The organism is Rhizobium sp. 10PS4, assembly GCF_032464805.1.
In the GTDB taxonomy this organism is placed as follows: Bacteria; Pseudomonadota; Alphaproteobacteria; order Rhizobiales; family Rhizobiaceae; genus Rhizobium; species Rhizobium laguerreae.
Genome location: NZ_JAWDIW010000004.1, coordinates 46,372 through 63,770 on the forward strand (window position 1 = coordinate 46,372; position 17,399 = coordinate 63,770).

Sequence of the window (17,399 nt, forward strand, 5' to 3'; positions counted from 1 at the left end):
CTTTACACCGGTTCGAGATCGCCCCTCGCCCATTGCTCCTGCGTTTCCGCCATGAAATCGGCGAAGCGGCCTTCGGCGATCGCCTTGCGGATGCCCTGCATCAGCTCCTGGTAATAAGCGAGATTGTGCCAGGAGAGCAGCATGCCGCCGAGCGCCTCGTTGGAGCGGACGAGATGGTGCAGATAGGCGCGCGAATAATCACGCGAGGCCGGGCAGTTCGACTGTTCGTCGAGCGGGCGCATATCCTCGGCATGGCGGGCATTGCGGATATTGACCTTGCCGCGGCGGGTAAAAGCCAGACCATGGCGGCCCGAACGCGTCGGCATGACGCAGTCGAACATGTCGATGCCGCGGGCGACCGATTTCAGGATATCATCAGGCGTGCCGACGCCCATGAGGTAACGCGGCTTTTCCAGAGGAAGCACGGGCAGCGTCGTTTCCAGCATCTGCAGCATGACATCCTGCGGCTCGCCGACGGCAAGGCCGCCGATCGCATACCCCTTGAGATCGAGCTGGGCCAGCGCCTCAGCCGAGCGGATGCGCAGCGCCGGGATATCGCCGCCCTGGACGATGCCGAACATCGCCTTGCCTGGCTGCTCGCCGAAGGCGACCCTGCAGCGCTCGGCCCAGCGCAGCGACATTTCCATGGCGCGCTCGATCTCCTTCGGCTCGGCCGGCAGCGCCACGCATTCATCGAGCTGCATCTGGATATCGGAGCCGAGCAGCCCCTGGATTTCGATGGAGCGCTCTGGCGACATATGGTGGAGGCTGCCATCGACATGCGACTTGAAGGTGACGCCCTGCTCGTCGAGCTTGCGCAGGCCGGATAGCGACATCACCTGGAAACCGCCCGAGTCCGTCAGGATCGGGTGCTCCCAGCGAATGAGCTTATGCAGGCCGCCGAGACGGGCGACACGCTCGGCCGTCGGCCGCAGCATCAGGTGATAGGTATTGCCGAGGATGATATCGGCGCCGGTCTCGCGCACCTGGTCGAGATACATGGCCTTAACCGTACCGACGGTGCCGACCGGCATGAAGGCCGGCGTGCGGATCTCGCCGCGCGGCATGGAGATTTGGCCGAGGCGTGCGCCGGCATCGGTCTTCTTCAAGGTGAATTGGAAGTTGTCTGTCATCTGTCTTTCCGGAAAAGAAGGCTCGCGTCGCCGTAAGAGTAGAAGCGGTAGCCCGTCGAAATGGCGTGTTGATAAGCCGCGTGCATGGTCTCGAGGCCGGCAAAGGCCGAGACCAGCATGAACAGCGTCGAGCGCGGCAGATGGAAATTGGTCATCAGCATGTCGACCGCCTTGAAGCGGTAACCAGGCGTGATGAAGATGCCGGTAGCGCCGGCCCAGGGCATGATCTCTCCGCTTTCCGCGGCCGCACTCTCGATGAGCCGCAACGAGGTGGTGCCGACACAGATGATGCGCCCGCCTCTTTCCCGCACGGCATTCAGCCGGGCGGCGATCTCAGCGCTGACATAGCCGCTTTCCAGATGCATCTTGTGATCGGCGGTATCGTCGGCCTTGACCGGCAGGAAAGTGCCGGCACCGACGTGCAGCGTGACGAAATGGCGTTCAATGCCGGCCCTATCGAGCGCTTCGAACAGGCCCGGTGTGAAATGCAGGCCGGCGGTGGGGGCGGCAACGGCGCCCTCCTCGCGGGCATAGATCGTCTGGTAGTCGGCGCGGTCGCGTTCGTCCTCGGGACGTTTGGCGGCTATATAGGGCGGCAGCGGGATATGGCCGACGGCGGCGATCGCCTCGTCAAGCGCCGGGCCTGAGAGATCGAACAGCAGCGTCACCTCGCCGGCCTCGCCCTTTTCCTCGACGGTGGCGTCGAGCGAGCCGAGAAAGCAGCTTTCGCCGGAATGGCCGAAGGAGATGCGGTCGCCCTGCTTGATACGCTTGCCCGGCTTGGCGAAGGCCTTCCAGCGGCTGGGGCCGGTGCGCATGTGCAGCGTTGCCGACACCTGCTGGCCGCCGGCGCCGTCACGATGGCGGATGCCCTCGAGCTGGGCGGGAATGACCTTGGTATCGTTAAAGACCAGCGCATCGCCGGGCCGCAGAAAGGATGTGAGATCGCCGACGCGATGGTCCGACAGGCTGTTTTCCGCATTCGGATCGATGACGAGCAGGCGCGCGCTGTCGCGCGGTTCGGCGGGCCTCAACGCTATACGTTCGTCGGGCAGATCGAAATCGAAAAGGTCTACGCGCATCAGGGCACTTTCAGGCAAAGCGAAACCCGCCCCGCGCAGCTATGCGCAAGGGCGGGTTTCAGCAGAAATCACAATCAGACGTCGGCGGCAACCCGCATGGAGACGATCGAGTCCGGATCGGAAACCGGCTCGCCGCGCTTGATCTTGTCGACGTTGTCCATGCCTTCGATGACCTGGCCCCAGACGGAATACTGCTTGTTCAGCCAGGGCGCGTCGGTGAAGCAGATGAAGAACTGCGAATTGGCCGAGTTCGGGTTCTGCGAACGGGCCATCGAGCAGGTGCCGCGCGTATGCGTGGTCGCAGAGAATTCGGCCTTCAGATCCGGCTTCGAGGAGCCGCCCATGCCGGCGCGGCTGGGATTGAAGGTTTCCGAGCCCTTCTTGCCGAATTCGACATCGCCCGTCTGGGCCATGAAATCCTGGATGACGCGGTGGAAAACGACGCCGTCATAGGCCTTCTCGCGCGCGAGTTCCTTGATGCGGGCGACATGCTCCGGAGCAACCTGCGGCAAAAGCTGAATGACAACCTTGCCCTTGGTGGTTTCCAGAATGACGGTGTTTTCGGGATCCTTGATCTCGACCATTGTCTTCTCCTCTAGTTTTCTCTCGTAACTTACTTGTTGCCCAGGGTGACCTTGATCATCCGGTCGGGACTTTTGACTTCGCCGTTCTGGCCTTCGCCCTTCTTGATCTTGTCGACGTTCTCCATGCCGGAGACGACCTTGCCGACGACGGTGTACTGGCCGTTCAGGAAGGAACCGTCGGCGAACATGATGAAGAACTGCGAATTGGCGGAATTCGGATCCTGCGAGCGAGCCATGCCGACCGTGCCGCGCACGAACGGGGTCTTGGAGAATTCAGCCGGGATGTCAGCCATGTCAGAGGAGCCGGTGCCGGCGAGACTCGCATCGAAGCCCTTTTCCATGTTGCCGTATTTGACGTCGCCGGTCTGAGCCATGAAGCCATCGATGACGCGATGGAAGGCGACATTGTCGTATTCGCCCTTCTTGGCCAGCGCCTCGATCTGGGCAACATGCTTCGGCGCCACCTCAGGCATGAGTTGGATGACAACAGGGCCATTCTTCAGCTGGATGGTGAGATAATGATCGGCCGACTGGGCGAAGGCATCCCCCGCGAAGGAGGCGAGATACAACACGCCGGCAAATGCGAGATAAAAGAGTTTCATATGAGCTCCATTGCGGCGGGTTCCGCCTAGTCTTTGCGCTTGCTAGTCTTGCTAGTTTGGGCGCTTGGATGTGAGGGCTTGCAAGACGGCGGCCGGCACGAAAGCGCTGACATCGCCGCCCATGGCGGCGATCTGGCGGACCAATGTGGCGGTAATGGGCCGCGAGGCCGTGCCCGCCGGCAAAAAGATGGTCTGAATATCGGGCGCCATCGTCCGGTTCATGCCGGCCATCTGCATTTCGTAATCGAGATCGGTGCCGTCGCGAAGACCGCGGATCAACAGCGTGGCGCCATGGGTGCGGGCGGCATCGACGACCAGATTGTCGAAGGCGACGACGGTGACGTCGCCGGTCTTGCCAGGCAGCGCTTCAGCCAGAGAACGGCGGATCAGCTCAGCTCTCTCCTCAAAGGAAAAGAGCGGCGCCTTGCCGGGATGGATGCCGATCGCGACGATCACCTTTTCGGCGACGTTGAGCGCCTGGACCAGAACATCCACATGCCCATTGGTGATCGGGTCGAAGGACCCCGGATAGAAAGCTGTCGTCATGTGGCCCGACCGTTGGTTTGACGCCTTTTGTCACGGATGCCGCCTTCCCGCAAGTGATTTGCCCAGCTCCGGCCAGAGCGCCGCGCCCCCAACCGGACGCGCTAAGGACGCTCTATCACTTTGAATTGGCGCATAATCCCTTCCGAAAATCGAAACCGATTTTCCGGGTTATGCGCCGTGCGGTTGAACGCTGGATGAATGGGCCGTTCAAGGCCGTTTCAGACGCCATCTGCTTAATTCCCGTCATTGACGCAGCCGATGCCATTCCGGCATCCGGCGCTCCCCGAAAGACCAGGTCCATGCTGATCGTGCTCGTTGCACTTGCCGTCGTTTCCTCCCTCGCCGCCGAGATGGCTTATGGCTATTTCGCCGATCGATACGAGATGAGCTGGGTGCGGTCGGAGCTTGCCGAGCATGCGGCGATCGTGCGCGCTCAGGGCCGGCTGCGTGAAAAAACGAGCTTCGAATCTGAATGCCAGATGAACGAGACATTCAAGGTCGCTTCAGATCGGCATTGGTAAACACCCGATCAACATCCGGCGGAACCATTTACAGACGGATGCGTTCATTCAACCGATACATAGAGCGGCGCGGAAGGAATAAAAATGCCCGGTAAGATTACGATGATTAACGTGCTCTGGATGGTAATGGTCACGGGCATGTTGACCGCAACTGTCGCTCTCTATGATCAGAAGGTCGATACGTCCAAGGTTTATGGTCCCTATGCTTCGGCCCGGACGGCCGTGCTGGGCCAGTACTGAGGGGCGAGAACGCAACTCCCCAGGAAAGGAATGCCTATGTTCACGATCTTGACAGTGCTCACCGCCCTTATCAGCGTCATGTTCATCGTGTCTGTGGCCTCGACGATTTCAGCGCTCCGGCGCGAAGGCGAAGAGGTGAAGGCTCTGAACGAAAAACATAGAGCATTCTGACGTTTCTTTCTCTCCTCTTCCCACCCTTGAGCGGCACCCTTCCGTCGCCAGGGCCATTCAAAGCCGGATGCACCCAGCGTCCGGCTTTTTCTTTGGGTGTCGTCCTCAACCATTGAAAAGAAAAGGGCGGCTCGAAGCCGCCCCGTTCATTTGATCATTCCTCGGCAGGCCCGGCCGGATCGCCATCGGCAATCGGCGCCTGGTCGCCGCCACCTTCGCCGGCAGCACTCTCGTCGGTAACGGGGGCGCCTTCGGCGACCTCGACAGCCTCTTCCGTCTCCTCCTCCTCCGGCTCGCTGATGCGCTCGACCGAGACGACCTTCTCGTCCTTGGCCGTCGAGAAGATGGTGACGCCCTTGGTGGCGCGGCTGGCGATACGGATACCGCCGACCGGCACGCGGATCAGCTGGCCGCCATCGGAGACCAGCATGATCTGGTCGCCGTCATCGATCGGGAAAGCCGCGACCAGCTCGCCGATCTCGGCGGTCTTCGAGGTGTCGGTGGCACGAATGCCCTTGCCGCCACGGCCGGAGATGCGGAAGTCGTAGGAGGACGAACGCTTGCCGAAGCCCTTTTCGGAGACGGTGAGGACGAATTGTTCGCGTGCTCTCAACTCGTCATAGCGCTCGTCGGAGAGCTGTCCCTCCTCGGTGACTTCCTCACCGACCAGCGCAATATCCTCTTCATCCACACCCGTCGCCCGGCGTTCGGTGGCGGAACGCTTGAGATAGGCAGCACGCTCCCACGGCTCGGCATCGACATGACCAACGATCGTCATGGAGATGATGCGGTCGCCATCGCCGAGATTGATACCGCGCACGCCGATCGAGTTGCGGCCGGCAAAGACCCGGACGTCGTCGACGGAGAAGCGGATGCACTGGCCGAGCGCCGTCGTCAGCAGCACGTCGTCATCTTCCGTGCAGGTCTCGACGGAGAGGATTTCGTCGCCCTCCTCCTCGAGCTTCATGGCGATCTTGCCGTTGCGGTTGACCTGGACGAAGTCCGACAGCTTGTTGCGGCGAACCGTGCCGCGCGTCGTCGAGAACATGACGTCGAGATTGTCCCAGCTCGCCTCGTCCTCGGGCAAGGGCAGAATGGTGGTGATGCGCTCGCCGGGCGCGAGCGGCAGCATGTTGATCAGCGCCTTGCCGCGTGAGGTCGGCGTGCCGATCGGCAGGCGCCAGACCTTCTCCTTGTAGACGATGCCGCGCGAGGAGAAGAACAGCACCGGCGTATGGGTGTTGACGACGAACAGCCGGCTAACAAAATCCTCGTCGCGGGTGGTCATGCCCGAGCGGCCCTTGCCGCCGCGGCGTTGGGCGCGGTAGGTGGTGAGCGGCACACGCTTGATATAACCGAGATGCGAGACAGTGACGACCATGTCTTCGCGGGCGATCAGATCCTCGTCGTCCATTTCGAGACCGCCATCGACGATCTCAGTGCGGCGCGGCGTGCCGAACTCGTCGCGGACGGCGATGAGTTCATCCTTGACGATGGTCTGGATGCGGACGCGCGAGGAGAGAATATCGAGATAATCCTTGATTTCCTCGCCGATCTTGTTGAGTTCGTCGCCGATTTCGTCGCGGCCAAGCGCCGTCAGGCGGGCAAGGCGCAGTTCGAGGATGGCGCGGGCCTGCTCTTCGGAGAGGTTGTAGGTGAGATCCTCGTTGATGCGATGGCGCGGATCGTCGATCAGACGGATCAGGCTTTCGACATCTTCCGCCGGCCAGCGGCGGGTCATCAGCTCTTCGCGGGCCGACTGCGGATCGGGCGCCTGGCGGATGACGCGGATGACCTCGTCGATATTTGCGACGGCAATGGCGAGACCGACCAACACATGGGCGCGGTCACGCGCCTTGCGCAGCAGGAATTTCGTTCTCCGGCTAACGACTTCCTCGCGGAAGGAGACGAAAGCGCGCAGCATGTCGAGCAGCGTCAGCTGTTCGGGCTTGCCGCCGTTCAGCGCCACCATGTTGCAGCCGAAGGAGGTCTGTAGCGGCGTATAGCGATAAAGCTGGTTGAGGATGACCTCGGCATTGGCATCGCGCTTCAGCTCGACGACGACGCGATACCCCTGGCGGTCGGATTCGTCGCGCAGATCGGAGATGCCTTCGATGCGCTTGTCGCGCACCAGCTCGGCCATCTTCTCGATCATCGTCGCCTTGTTCACCTGGTAGGGAATCTCGGTGATGATGATCTGCTCGCGGTCACCGCGCATCGGCTCGATGGCAGCGACGCCGCGCATGATGACGGAGCCGCGGCCGGTCTCATAGGCCGAGCGGATGCCGGCACGGCCGAGGATCTTCGCCCCCGTCGGGAAGTCGGGACCGGGAATGATCTGGATCAGTTCCGGCAGCTCGATGGCTGGATCGTCGATCAGTGCGATGCAGCCGTCGATGACTTCGGAGAGATTGTGCGGCGGGATGTTGGTCGCCATACCGACAGCGATGCCGCCAGCGCCGTTGACCAGCAGGTTCGGGAATTTGGCGGGCACAACGACCGGCTCGGAGAGCGTGCCGTCGTAGTTGTCGCGGAAATCGACGGTTTCCTTGTCGAGATCGTCGAGCAGCGAGTGGGCAGCCTTTTCCAGGCGGCATTCGGTATAACGTTCGGCCGCCGGCGGATCACCATCGACCGAGCCGAAATTGCCCTGACCATCGATCAGCGGCAGCCGCAGCGACCAGGGCTGCGCCATGCGGGCGAGCGCATCATAGATCGCGGAATTGCCGTGCGGATGGAATTTACCCATCACGTCACCGGTGACGCGGGCGCATTTGACGTATTTCTTGTTCCAGTCGATGCCGAGTTCGGACATGCCGTAGAGGATGCGCCGGTGCACGGGCTTCAGACCGTCGCGCACGTCGGGCAGCGCGCGGCTGACGATGACGCTCATGGCGTAATCGAGATACGACCGCTGCATTTCCTCCATGATGGAGATGGGCTCGATGCCTGGCGGGAGCTTCCCGCCGCCGGGGGGTGTTTGCTCAGTCAAAACAGATCACGATCTCTTCTAGAATCACTTGAAGATTTATAGCGGAAAGCCTGTTGCCGCGCCAATTTCACAGCGCGTTTTGAACAGGCTTTTGCGGCTTAAAGAGGGTAAAACATGCAAGTTGCGCGGCCGGACCGGACAAATCCGCCGCGGCCCGCCGCGGGATATTTGCCAAATCGAAATCCCCGCTTCACAATCATAAAAACCACGCACCCATATGGGGTTCCGGAGAGCCGATGGCAAGCGCCGACCAATTGATCAACGCCTTCACGACGCTGCTTGTCACCATCGATCCACCGGGGCTTGCGCCGATCTTTCTGGGCCTGACGACAGGCATGAGCCGGACCGAGCGCACGCAGGTGGCGCTGCGTGGGTCGGTCATCGCCTTCATCATCCTTGCCGTCTTCGCGCTGTTCGGCGCCGGCGTGCTCGGCGTGCTCGGGATTTCGATCGGCGCTTTCCGCATCGCCGGCGGGCTGCTGCTGTTCTGGATCGCCTTCGAGATGGTGTTCGAGAGGCGGCAGCAGCGCAAGGAGAAGGCGACCGAGGCGGCGATCACCAAGGATCATATCGAGAATATCGCCGTCTTTCCCCTCGCCTTGCCGCTGATTGCCGGCCCGGGTGCGATCTCGGCGACGATCCTGCTTGCCGGCACGCTGGCCACCTCGATCGGGAAAGCCCAGTTGATCGGTGTCATTGCCGCCAATCTGCTGCTGACCTTCCTCATGCTGCTTATCGCCGAAAGGCTGGACCGTTTCCTCGGCGTCACAGGCCGGGCGATCCTGACGCGGCTTCTTGGCGTCATCCTCGCAGCGCTCGCCGCACAATTCGTCGTCGACGGGGCTAAGTCGGCGTTCAATCTGATCAGCGCGACACCGCACTGAAAAGGGCAAAAAAATCAAAGAGAGCATTGACGCCGTTTTGTGACATCACGCTCCGAAGTACTGTCAGCCGCAAGTTCACCGGTTGGAACGGAAAGCAGAACACGGATGTAAACTGACTGGAAGAGCACAACGGATCAAATCGTCGCCTTCTACGAAAGTATCTCGCGCCGAGTGCGGGCTTTGAGGATAAACGTGTTCCGAACCCTTAGGGATTTGGACACGTACCACACCCACAGACCGGTGATGATGAACGCAGCTACGCTCGGGCCAACAACCTCTGCTGTCAGAAATTGACTAACACCGACCCCTAGCACGGCGGAAACGAGTGCAACATCGAGTACGAAGGCGACTGCGATGGCTATCCACTGATAGAAAAATAACCTCGGAAATAGTCTGTCCTTCTTAAACATAAACCAGACTACTACTGCTTGAAGCATCACAAGGGCAAGGCTCAAGACTGCCTCGCCAACAATGACCAACTGGCTTCCTCCGATAGAATTATATTCAGTGTAATTTTCTATCGAGTTCGCAACATTAGCCAGCGCCCTAAGTAGTCCCAAGACTTCTGCTATTGCCAAAAGCAGAAGCCACCCACCGAAACCCGATGGGCCGTTGACCGGGTCTGTTGTTCTCCTAGCTGATATAACAGCAAGGCAAATTGGCACTCCGAAAATCAGAAAAACTATTACCCAATGCCAAATAGAAAATGATCCCATCAGTCCCCCGAAAGCCTGAGGTCACCACCCGCATAAGGTGGCTCCGTTCATTCCCGACACTAGTTCTGGCCGATCACACGACTTTTTATTCGGGGATCATCCAGAACCGATGAAGTCTCTAAGGACCACTTGGCGCTCGCCGACCGAGCCTGAGCAAAGAAGCCGAACAATTCCAACATGCTCTTCCCGTGCTGCCCACCGGGGTCCGCGCAACTCTTCTCTCATCCTTAGAACGGGATGTCGTCGTCGAGATCCCGCGAGAAGTTGCCGCCACCACCACCGCCCCGGCTCGGCGATGAAGCGGGAGGCGGGGCGCCGTAATCGTCGCCATAATCGTTGCCGCCACCGGCACTGCCACGGCCGCCGCTCGCGCCGCCGCCTTCACCGCGGCCGTCGAGCATCGTCAGCGTCGAACCGAAACCCTGCAGCACCACTTCCGTGCTGTAGCGATCCTGGCCCTGCTGGTCCTGCCATTTGCGGGTCTGCAGCTGGCCTTCGATATAGAGCTTGGCGCCCTTCTTCACATATTGCTCGACGACCTTGCAGAGGCCTTCGTTGAAGACGACGACCGTGTGCCATTCGGTCTTTTCGCGGCGCTCGCCGGAATTGCGGTCGCGCCAGGTCTCCGAGGTTGCAAGACGGATATTGGCGATCGGCCGGCCATCCTGAGTGCGGCGGATTTCGGGATCTGCACCGACGTTTCCAATCAGAATTACCTTATTCACACTACCAGCCATGCTTCTCACCCTGCCTGCCGCCCTGCCCGGCGGCGTTTAATCGATCGGCGCACCTTAAACCATCACGGACCGCCGATGCGCATGGGCGGCATTTAATCCACATCTTTATCCATCAGAAAGCCGCATGCATTCATCAGGAATTTTGTTCTTTATTTGTTCTAGTTTATCCGTATGATCCTGTCAACAGAATCGAAAACCTTGAGCCCTTGCGGATATTCAGCCTCGACTCGCCCGTCGGCATCACTAAATAAGGGCTGTTATCCAGAAAACCAAAGCAGAGACGATGAGCGAACTGAAGACGATCTCCATCCGCGGCGCGCGCGAGCATAATCTCAAGAGCATCGATCTCGATCTGCCGCGTAACAAGCTGATCGTCATGACCGGGCTTTCGGGTTCAGGCAAATCCTCGCTCGCCTTCGACACGATCTATGCCGAGGGCCAGCGGCGCTATGTCGAGAGCCTGTCGGCCTATGCCCGCCAGTTTCTCGAGATGATGCAGAAGCCCGACGTCGACCAGATCGACGGGCTGTCGCCGGCGATCTCGATCGAGCAGAAGACCACCTCGCGCAATCCGCGCTCGACGGTCGGCACCGTCACCGAGATCTACGACTACATGCGCCTGCTCTTTGCCCGCGTCGGCGTTCCCTATTCGCCGGCGACCGGCCTGCCGATCGAGAGCCAGACCGTCAGCCAGATGGTCGACCGCATCCTCGATTTCGGCGACGGCACCCGTCTTTATATCCTTGCGCCGCTCGTGCGCGGGCGCAAGGGCGAATACAAGAAGGAACTGGCGGAGCTGATGAAGAAGGGCTTCCAGCGCGTCAAGGTCGACGGGCAGTTCTACGAGATTGCCGAGGCGCCGGTGCTCGACAAGAAATACAAGCACGACATCGACGTGGTGGTCGACCGCATTGTCGTGCGCTCCGATGTCTCGGCGCGACTGGCGGACAGCCTGGAGACCTGCCTGAAGCTTGCCGACGGGCTGGCGGTCGCCGAATTCGCCGATAAGCCGCTGCCGCCGGAAGAGACGTCGGCCGGCGGCTCGGCCAACAAGTCGCTGAACGAGACGCATGAACGCGTGCTGTTTTCGGAGAAGTTTGCCTGCCCGGTCTCGGGCTTCACGATTCCCGAGATCGAGCCCAGGCTCTTCTCTTTCAACAACCCCTTCGGTGCCTGCCCGACCTGCGACGGCCTCGGCGCCCAGCAGAAGATCGACCCGGACCTGATCGTGCCGGAGCCGGAACGGACGCTGCGCGACGGGGCGATCGCGCCCTGGGCCAAGTCGACCTCGCCCTATTACAATCAGACGCTGGAAGCGCTCGGCAAACATTACGGCTTCAAGCTCGGCACCCGCTGGAACGATCTTTCCGACGAGGCCAAGGACGTCATCCTCAACGGCACCAACGACAAGATCGAATTCCACTATGCCGACGGCGCCCGCTCCTATACGACGCAGAAGAATTTCGAAGGCATCATCACCAATCTCGAGCGCCGCTGGAAGGAGACCGATTCCGCCTGGGCGCGCGAGGATATCGAGCGCTTCATGTCGGCGGCCCCCTGCCCTTCCTGCAACGGCTTCCGCCTGAAGCCCGAGGCCTTGGCGGTGAAGATCAACACGCTGCAGATCGGCGAAGTGACCGGAATGTCGATCCGTGTCGCCCGCGACTGGTTCGAGACGCTGCCGGCAAGCTTCAATGCCAAGCAGAACGAGATTGCTGTGCGCATCCTCAAGGAAATCCGCGACCGGCTGCGTTTCCTCAACGATGTCGGCCTGGAATATCTCAGCCTGTCGCGCAATTCCGGCACGCTGTCGGGCGGCGAGAGCCAGCGCATCCGGCTCGCCTCGCAGATCGGTTCGGGTCTGACGGGCGTGCTTTACGTGCTCGACGAACCGTCGATCGGCCTGCATCAGCGCGACAATGCCCGGCTGCTCGACACGCTGAAGCATCTGCGCGACATCGGCAACACCGTCATTGTCGTCGAACATGACGAGGATGCGATCCTGTCGGCCGACGACGTGGTCGATATCGGCCCGGCGGCCGGCATTCACGGCGGCCAGGTGATTGCCCACGGCACGCCGCAGGATATCATGGCCAATCCGAAGTCGCTGACCGGCAAATATCTCTCCGGCGAACTCGGCGTTCCCGTTCCCGACGAGCGCCGCAAGCCGAAGAAGGGCCGCGAGATCAAGGTGGTCGGCGCGCGCGGCAACAATCTGAAGAACGTCACGGCGTCGATCCCGCTCGGCGTGTTCACGGCGGTGACCGGCGTTTCAGGCGGCGGCAAATCGACCTTCCTGATCGAGACGCTCTATAAATCGGCAGCACGCCGCGTCATGGGCGCGCGTGAAAACCCGGCCGATCACGACCGCATTGACGGCTTCGAGCATATCGACAAAGTGATCGACATCGACCAATCGCCGATCGGCCGCACGCCGCGCTCGAACCCGGCGACCTATACCGGCGCCTTCACGCCGATCCGCGACTGGTTCGCCGGCCTGCCGGAGGCAAAGGCCCGCGGCTACCAGCCGGGCCGTTTCTCCTTCAACGTCAAGGGTGGACGCTGCGAGGCCTGCCAAGGCGACGGCGTCATCAAGATCGAGATGCACTTCCTGCCCGATGTCTACGTCACCTGCGACGTCTGCCACGGCAAGCGCTATAACAGGGAGACACTCGACGTCACCTTCAAACAGAGGTCGATCGCCGACGTGCTCGACATGACTGTGGAGGAAGGTGTCGATTTCTTCGCGGCGGTGCCCGCGGTGCGCGACAAGCTGCAAGCGCTGAAGGATGTCGGTCTCGGCTATATCAAGGTCGGCCAGCAGGCCAATACGCTCTCGGGCGGCGAGGCGCAGCGCGTCAAGCTTGCCAAGGAGCTGTCGAAACGCTCGACGGGACGCACGCTCTACATTCTCGATGAACCGACGACCGGCCTGCATTTCCACGACGTCGCCAAGCTGCTCGAAATGCTGCACGAACTGGTCAACCAGGGCAATTCGGTGGTGGTGATCGAGCACAATCTTGAAGTCATCAAGACGGCCGATTGGGTGCTCGATTTCGGACCCGAAGGCGGCGACGGCGGCGGCGAGATCGTCGCGACCGGCACGCCGGAAGCGATCGTCAAGGAGAAGCGGTCCTATACCGGACACTTCCTCAAGGAATTGCTGGAGCGACGGCCAGTGAAGAAGGCGGTTGCGGCTGCCGAATAAAAGATGAAGCGGGGGAAGTAATGGAAGATCGGTTGGAAGATTGGGATATCTTTATTTCCCACGCATCGGAAGATAAGGAGGACTTTGTTCAACCACTTGCAGATGCGTTGGCCGCATTTGGAGTGCGAGTTTGGTACGACAAATTTACACTGAAAATTGGTGATAGCCTGAGCAGGAGTATTGATCGAGGGCTGTCGAAATCCAATTATGGGCTAATTGTCCTATCGCCTTCTTTTATCTCCAAAAGCTGGCCAGAATACGAACTTAGAGGGCTTACTGCTCGCGAACTGAGTGGTGACAAAATTATCCTCCCAATTTGGCATAATGTTTCTCATCGAGACATATTGAATTTTAGTCCGCCGCTAGCAGACAAGCTCGCCGTTGATTCCAAAAGCCTTACGCCGCTTCAAATTGCAATTGAGGTTATAAAAGTAATACGCCCCGATATTTTCACGAGAATATTAAGGCGTATAGCCTATTATCAAAGGTTGGAGGGGGCGGAAGTCAGGCAAATCGCTCTGAAAGACATTAAACCAAGCCCCATACAACACCCAACACTCCCCCCAGAAATGATTGGTCGTATCCGACTAATCCGAGCCACGTTACTTGATGTATATGGCTGCACAATGGAGTTCTGGATAGATGGATTTAGGCGAGACGCCCACCCTTCGGGGGAGATTGCATATTGGGAGCATGTCTCCGCAGTTTATTGCGAGTATATCAATATGCACCCAGAAATATCTACCGAAAATCGTTCAGATGTTTTTGGAATTATACTTTCAATCGGAAATTCTTCAGATGAAGAACATCTAAAATCTCGTGCAAAAAATCTGCCGAAAGGCTCTATAGATGATTTGCGATCACTATGGGCATCCGCCATTCCATTATTTGAATTTGAGTCCGATTCATCTGTTTTTAAAGATCAAATAGTTGATGCTGATATAATTCCGGAGAGATTGGGAGATAAGGAGCATTTTCCGAACGACCTTCCAGAAGCCTTGATACGAGAAATTATAGAGGCCACAAAATGACGAAATCCGGCACTATCCGCACTGGCATCGGCGGCTGGACCTTCGAGCCCTGGCGCGGGCATTTCTTTCCCGAGAGCCTGAAACAGAAGGACGAGCTGAATTATGCCAGCCGCCAGCTGAAGGTCATCGAGGTCAACGGCACCTATTACAGCACGCAGAAGCCTGCGGTCTTTGCCAAATGGGCGGCTGACGTGCCCGACGGTTTCATCTTTTCGCTGAAGGCGACACGTTTCGTCACCAATCGGCGGGTGCTTGCCGAAGCCGGTGAATCGATGGAACGGTTCCTGTCGTCGGGCATCAGCGAACTCGGCGATCATCTCGGGCCGCTGCTCTGGCAGTTCGCACCTACGAAGAGGTTCGATCCGGACGATTTTGGGGCCTTCCTGAAGCTGCTGCCGGAAAAGCAGGACGGACTGCCGCTCCGCCACGTGGTTGAGGTGCGGCACGATTCCTTCAAGGTGCCGGAGTTCGTGGCGCTGCTTTCGAAATACGGCGTGGCGCCGGTCTGTGCCGAACATTTCGAATATCCGATGATCGCCGACGTGACGGCCGATTTCGTCTATGCCAGGCTGCAGAAGGGATCAGACGACATCCCGACCTGCTATCCGGAAAAGGACCTGAAGGCCTGGGCAGACCGGCTGGAGACCTGGGCCGAGGGCAAGATTCCCGACGACCTGCCGCTGATCGATGGAGATCGCAAAGTGAAGATCGAGCCACGCGACGTCTTCGCCTTCATGATCCATGAAGGCAAGGTCAATGCGCCGCATGGGGCGATCGCCCTGCAGCAGGCGTTGGCGAAATAGGCGGGGGTCGATAGTCACAAAAGGATCGTGACCTTGTGGGTATCACATCGTCAGTCACGCGTTGCATGAGGGCATCATGAGCGTGGTAACCCGGGAGCCCGCATGAGCGTTGCCGCATCCTATCTCTATCGCGACGGACGCCGGGTCGAGGCAGTCCCTTTCGAGGCTGCCTCCATTCCGGCGATGGACAACGAATTCATCTGGATCGGCCTGCACAAGCCCAGCCGGGACGAACTCCTGCTTCTGCAAAGCCGTTTTGGCCTTCACGAACTCTCGATCGCCGATGCGCTCAGTTCCCTGCAGATGCCGAAGCTCAGCGTTTATGACAACCAGCTGTTCGTCATCGCAAAGACGGCGCAGCTCGAGGGAGACCAAATCACCTACGGGGAAACCGCAATTTTCGTCGGCAAGCGCTATATCATCACCGTGCGGAATGGTTCCGAGCGCGGGCACGGAGAGCTGCGCGGCCGGCTGGAGACTTCGCCGAAGACGCTCTGCCATGGCACCGACTACATTCTGCATGCCATTCTCGATTTCATTATTGACGGCTATCTTCCCATCGTCCGCACGATCGAGGATTCCGTTTTCGACATGGAACGAAAAATGCTCGACGCGTTTCTCGACCGCAGCCAGATCGCCCGCATTTTCAAGTTGCGCCGGGAAGTCATTCTATTTCAGCGGGTGCTGGACGCGATGCTCGACCTTTGCGGGAAGCTCTACCATCTCGACCTGCCGTCGCTTGACAGGGAAGCGAAGCCCTATTTCCGCGATGCGCTTCAGCACATGCACCGTGTCGAGACGATGGTTGCAAGCTTGCGCGACGTGATCACATCGGTTTTCGAAGCGAGCAATCTGCTTGAACAGCAAAGACAGGGCACGATCACCCGGCAGCTGGCGGCCCGGCATCTACGGCATGAATTTCGACAATATGCCCGAGCTGAAAACCAGCTACGGTTATTTTGTCGTCCTGGCAGTCATCGCCGTCATGTGCATCGCGCTTTTCATCCGTTTCAAGCGCGCCCGCTGGATATGACGCCTTGCTCGCCGATACCGGCAGGCTTTATTTTTTCCCGTCCGCCAGCGCCTCTTTCCGGCGGCGCGGCAGGAGCGATTTGAGGTACTGCCAGATCGGCGAGACGATGTAGCCGGCGACCGGAATAGCGATCAAGCCGGCGACGATACCGACGATGCCCGCTCCTGCGGCCTCGACGATCCAGCTGAGCACGGATGCCAGAGCGGGAATGGCATGCGCGGTCGCCTCCCCGGCATCATGGATCAGATGTGCAAGGCGGCCGAGGCCATAGGATTCGAGGCCGTGAACGATGATGCCGCCGCCGACCCAGATCATGGCGGCCGTTCCGACAATGCCGAGCACTTTCAGAAAATAAGGCATGCCTGTGACAAGCCCCTTTCCGATCGTACGCCAGAAGGCGCCCACCGCAGATGCCGTCCGCACACGTGCCAGCATCAGACCGAGATCATCGGCCTTGACGATAAGCGCCACGCCGCCATAGACCAGGACCGTGATGCCCAGTCCAACGACGGCAAGGATGAGGGCCTGCGTGAACATGCTGCCTGACGGCACCGCGGCGAGCGTAATCGCCATGATTTCGGCCGACAGGATGAAATCCGTCTTGATCGCACCGGCGACCTTTTCGTCTTCTACCGATTTGGCATCGAGGCTTGTCGTCTCGAGTGCCGATTCATGGGCGTGAGCTGCATGCGGCAGCACCAGTGCGTAGACTTTTTCCACACCCTCGTAGCAGAGATAAAGTCCGCCGATCATCAGCAGCGGTGTGATCGCCTGCGGTGCGACAAGGCTCAGGATGAGTGCTGCGGGCAGGAGGATCAGAAGCTTGTTCTTCACCGAGCCGAGGGCGATCTTGCCGATGATCGGCAATTCGCGCGCTGCCGAAAATCCGGTGACGTAGCGTGGGGTAACTGCGGCATCGTCGATGACGACGCCGGCCGCTTTCGCGCCTGCCTTGGCAGCCTGGCCGGCAATATCGTCGAGCGATGCCGCAGCCACCTTGGCCAAAGCCGCGATATCATCAAGAAGGGCGATCAGGCCAACACTCATTCGAGCCTCCGTCGGGAAGACAGACTTATGCAGCAAAAACGGAAGGCCCGTCAACGAAACGTGGCATCC

The 17,399-nt window shown here is 59.7% G+C and carries 16 protein-coding genes and 1 pseudogene; 8 read left to right on the forward strand and 9 right to left on the reverse strand.

What is annotated here, in order from left to right; genetic code table 11:
- Nucleotides 1–2: 2 nt before the first annotated feature.
- The 5 genes from tgt to coaD all read right to left on the reverse strand — a co-directional run bounded on the left by tgt (nucleotide 3) and on the right by coaD (nucleotide 3,947).
- A complete protein-coding gene (tgt, locus tag RWJ89_RS08300; RefSeq protein ID WP_025394548.1) occupies nucleotides 3–1,133 on the reverse strand; it encodes a tRNA guanosine(34) transglycosylase Tgt in 1,131 nt (376 codons plus the stop codon).
- The gene (gene queA, locus RWJ89_RS08305; RefSeq protein ID WP_131642665.1) at nucleotides 1,130–2,215 is read right to left on the reverse strand and encodes a tRNA preQ1(34) S-adenosylmethionine ribosyltransferase-isomerase QueA; all 1,086 of its coding nucleotides are present in this window, start codon (nucleotides 2,213–2,215) and stop codon (nucleotides 1,130–1,132) included. Before queA ends, tgt begins: the two co-directional genes overlap by 4 nt.
- A 74-nt stretch (nucleotides 2,216–2,289) precedes the next feature.
- The gene (locus RWJ89_RS08310) at nucleotides 2,290–2,799 is read right to left on the reverse strand and encodes a peptidylprolyl isomerase (protein WP_025394546.1); all 510 of its coding nucleotides are present in this window, start codon (nucleotides 2,797–2,799) and stop codon (nucleotides 2,290–2,292) included.
- Nucleotides 2,800–2,828: 29 nt separating this feature from the next.
- The gene (locus tag RWJ89_RS08315; RefSeq protein WP_025394545.1) at nucleotides 2,829–3,401 is read right to left on the reverse strand and encodes a peptidylprolyl isomerase; all 573 of its coding nucleotides are present in this window, start codon (nucleotides 3,399–3,401) and stop codon (nucleotides 2,829–2,831) included.
- Between the two features lie 51 nt (nucleotides 3,402–3,452).
- A complete protein-coding gene (gene coaD / locus RWJ89_RS08320) occupies nucleotides 3,453–3,947 on the reverse strand; it encodes a pantetheine-phosphate adenylyltransferase (protein WP_020049920.1) in 495 nt (164 codons plus the stop codon).
- A gap of 299 nt (nucleotides 3,948–4,246) precedes the next feature.
- Between coaD and RWJ89_RS08325 the strand changes: the two genes are divergently transcribed.
- From RWJ89_RS08325 to RWJ89_RS08335, 3 genes are all read left to right on the forward strand, one after another.
- Complete coding sequence (locus RWJ89_RS08325; RefSeq protein WP_246622553.1) at nucleotides 4,247–4,468, forward strand: hypothetical protein; 222 nt, start codon at nucleotides 4,247–4,249, stop codon at nucleotides 4,466–4,468.
- A 111-nt stretch (nucleotides 4,469–4,579) separates the two neighbouring features.
- Nucleotides 4,580–4,708, forward strand: coding sequence for a hypothetical protein (locus RWJ89_RS08330; protein ID WP_260685777.1), 129 nt, complete (start codon nucleotides 4,580–4,582; stop codon nucleotides 4,706–4,708).
- Nucleotides 4,709–4,744: 36 nt separating this feature from the next.
- Complete coding sequence (locus tag RWJ89_RS08335; RefSeq protein ID WP_018445350.1) at nucleotides 4,745–4,879, forward strand: hypothetical protein; 135 nt, start codon at nucleotides 4,745–4,747, stop codon at nucleotides 4,877–4,879.
- A 154-nt stretch (nucleotides 4,880–5,033) separates the two neighbouring features.
- Here RWJ89_RS08335 and gyrA read toward each other — a convergent pair whose 3' ends face one another.
- The gene (gene gyrA, locus RWJ89_RS08340) at nucleotides 5,034–7,871 is read right to left on the reverse strand and encodes a DNA gyrase subunit A (protein ID WP_131666068.1); all 2,838 of its coding nucleotides are present in this window, start codon (nucleotides 7,869–7,871) and stop codon (nucleotides 5,034–5,036) included.
- Between the two features lie 236 nt (nucleotides 7,872–8,107).
- Between gyrA and RWJ89_RS08345 the strand changes: the two genes are divergently transcribed.
- Nucleotides 8,108–8,755 carry a MarC family protein gene (locus RWJ89_RS08345; protein ID WP_131666067.1) on the forward strand — a complete coding sequence of 216 codons (648 nt, stop codon included), beginning with the start codon at nucleotides 8,108–8,110 and terminating at the stop codon, nucleotides 8,753–8,755.
- 149 nt (nucleotides 8,756–8,904) lie between these two features.
- Here the strand turns inward: RWJ89_RS08345 and RWJ89_RS08350 are convergent, their stop codons facing one another.
- Both RWJ89_RS08350 and RWJ89_RS08355 read right to left on the reverse strand, forming a co-directional pair.
- Complete coding sequence (locus tag RWJ89_RS08350; protein WP_131666066.1) at nucleotides 8,905–9,471, reverse strand: DUF2569 family protein; 567 nt, start codon at nucleotides 9,469–9,471, stop codon at nucleotides 8,905–8,907.
- A gap of 227 nt (nucleotides 9,472–9,698) precedes the next feature.
- On the reverse strand, nucleotides 9,699–10,208 hold the full coding sequence (locus RWJ89_RS08355; RefSeq protein ID WP_131666065.1) for a single-stranded DNA-binding protein: 510 nt from the start codon (nucleotides 10,206–10,208) through the stop codon (nucleotides 9,699–9,701).
- 283 nt (nucleotides 10,209–10,491) lie between these two features.
- Between RWJ89_RS08355 and uvrA the strand changes: the two genes are divergently transcribed.
- The 4 genes and pseudogenes from uvrA (at nucleotide 10,492) to RWJ89_RS08375 (ending at nucleotide 16,283) form a co-directional block, all read left to right on the forward strand.
- Nucleotides 10,492–13,416 carry an excinuclease ABC subunit UvrA gene (gene uvrA, locus RWJ89_RS08360; protein ID WP_316030834.1) on the forward strand — a complete coding sequence of 975 codons (2,925 nt, stop codon included), beginning with the start codon at nucleotides 10,492–10,494 and terminating at the stop codon, nucleotides 13,414–13,416.
- Nucleotides 13,417–13,436: 20 nt separating this feature from the next.
- On the forward strand, nucleotides 13,437–14,447 hold the full coding sequence (locus RWJ89_RS08365) for a toll/interleukin-1 receptor domain-containing protein (RefSeq protein WP_316030835.1): 1,011 nt from the start codon (nucleotides 13,437–13,439) through the stop codon (nucleotides 14,445–14,447).
- On the forward strand, nucleotides 14,444–15,250 hold the full coding sequence (locus tag RWJ89_RS08370; protein ID WP_316030836.1) for a DUF72 domain-containing protein: 807 nt from the start codon (nucleotides 14,444–14,446) through the stop codon (nucleotides 15,248–15,250). Before RWJ89_RS08365 ends, RWJ89_RS08370 begins: the two co-directional genes overlap by 4 nt.
- Before the next feature lie 102 nt (nucleotides 15,251–15,352).
- Nucleotides 15,353–16,283: pseudogene (locus tag RWJ89_RS08375) on the forward strand (magnesium and cobalt transport protein CorA).
- A 27-nt stretch (nucleotides 16,284–16,310) separates the two neighbouring features.
- Here the strand turns inward: RWJ89_RS08375 and RWJ89_RS08380 are convergent.
- Nucleotides 16,311–17,330 (reverse strand): DUF808 domain-containing protein, encoded by a 1,020-nt coding sequence (locus RWJ89_RS08380; RefSeq protein ID WP_316030837.1) that lies wholly within the window; start codon nucleotides 17,328–17,330, stop codon nucleotides 16,311–16,313.
- Nucleotides 17,331–17,399 lie beyond the last annotated feature (69 nt).

Excerpts from the sequence above, each read along its gene's own strand:
- RWJ89_RS08380 (WP_316030837.1), bottom strand. The coding sequence starts at position 17,330 with ATGAGTGTTGGCCTGATCGCCCTTCTTGATGATATCGCGGCTTTGGCC.
- RWJ89_RS08355 (WP_131666065.1), bottom strand. The coding sequence starts at position 10,208 with ATGGCTGGTAGTGTGAATAAGGTAATTCTGATTGGAAACGTCGGTGCA.
- RWJ89_RS08345 (WP_131666067.1), top strand. The coding sequence starts at position 8,108 with ATGGCAAGCGCCGACCAATTGATCAACGCCTTCACGACGCTGCTTGTC.
- RWJ89_RS08315 (WP_025394545.1), bottom strand. The coding sequence starts at position 3,401 with ATGAAACTCTTTTATCTCGCATTTGCCGGCGTGTTGTATCTCGCCTCC.
- RWJ89_RS08350 (WP_131666066.1), bottom strand. The coding sequence starts at position 9,471 with ATGGGATCATTTTCTATTTGGCATTGGGTAATAGTTTTTCTGATTTTC.
- RWJ89_RS08310 (WP_025394546.1), bottom strand. The coding sequence starts at position 2,799 with ATGGTCGAGATCAAGGATCCCGAAAACACCGTCATTCTGGAAACCACC.
- RWJ89_RS08335 (WP_018445350.1), top strand. The coding sequence starts at position 4,745 with ATGTTCACGATCTTGACAGTGCTCACCGCCCTTATCAGCGTCATGTTC.
- RWJ89_RS08325 (WP_246622553.1), top strand. The coding sequence starts at position 4,247 with ATGCTGATCGTGCTCGTTGCACTTGCCGTCGTTTCCTCCCTCGCCGCC.
- coaD (WP_020049920.1), bottom strand. The coding sequence starts at position 3,947 with ATGACGACAGCTTTCTATCCGGGGTCCTTCGACCCGATCACCAATGGG.
- queA (WP_131642665.1), bottom strand. The coding sequence starts at position 2,215 with ATGCGCGTAGACCTTTTCGATTTCGATCTGCCCGACGAACGTATAGCG.
- RWJ89_RS08370 (WP_316030836.1), top strand. The coding sequence starts at position 14,444 with ATGACGAAATCCGGCACTATCCGCACTGGCATCGGCGGCTGGACCTTC.
- tgt (WP_025394548.1), bottom strand. The coding sequence starts at position 1,133 with ATGACAGACAACTTCCAATTCACCTTGAAGAAGACCGATGCCGGCGCA.
- RWJ89_RS08365 (WP_316030835.1), top strand. The coding sequence starts at position 13,437 with ATGGAAGATCGGTTGGAAGATTGGGATATCTTTATTTCCCACGCATCG.
- uvrA (WP_316030834.1), top strand. The coding sequence starts at position 10,492 with ATGAGCGAACTGAAGACGATCTCCATCCGCGGCGCGCGCGAGCATAAT.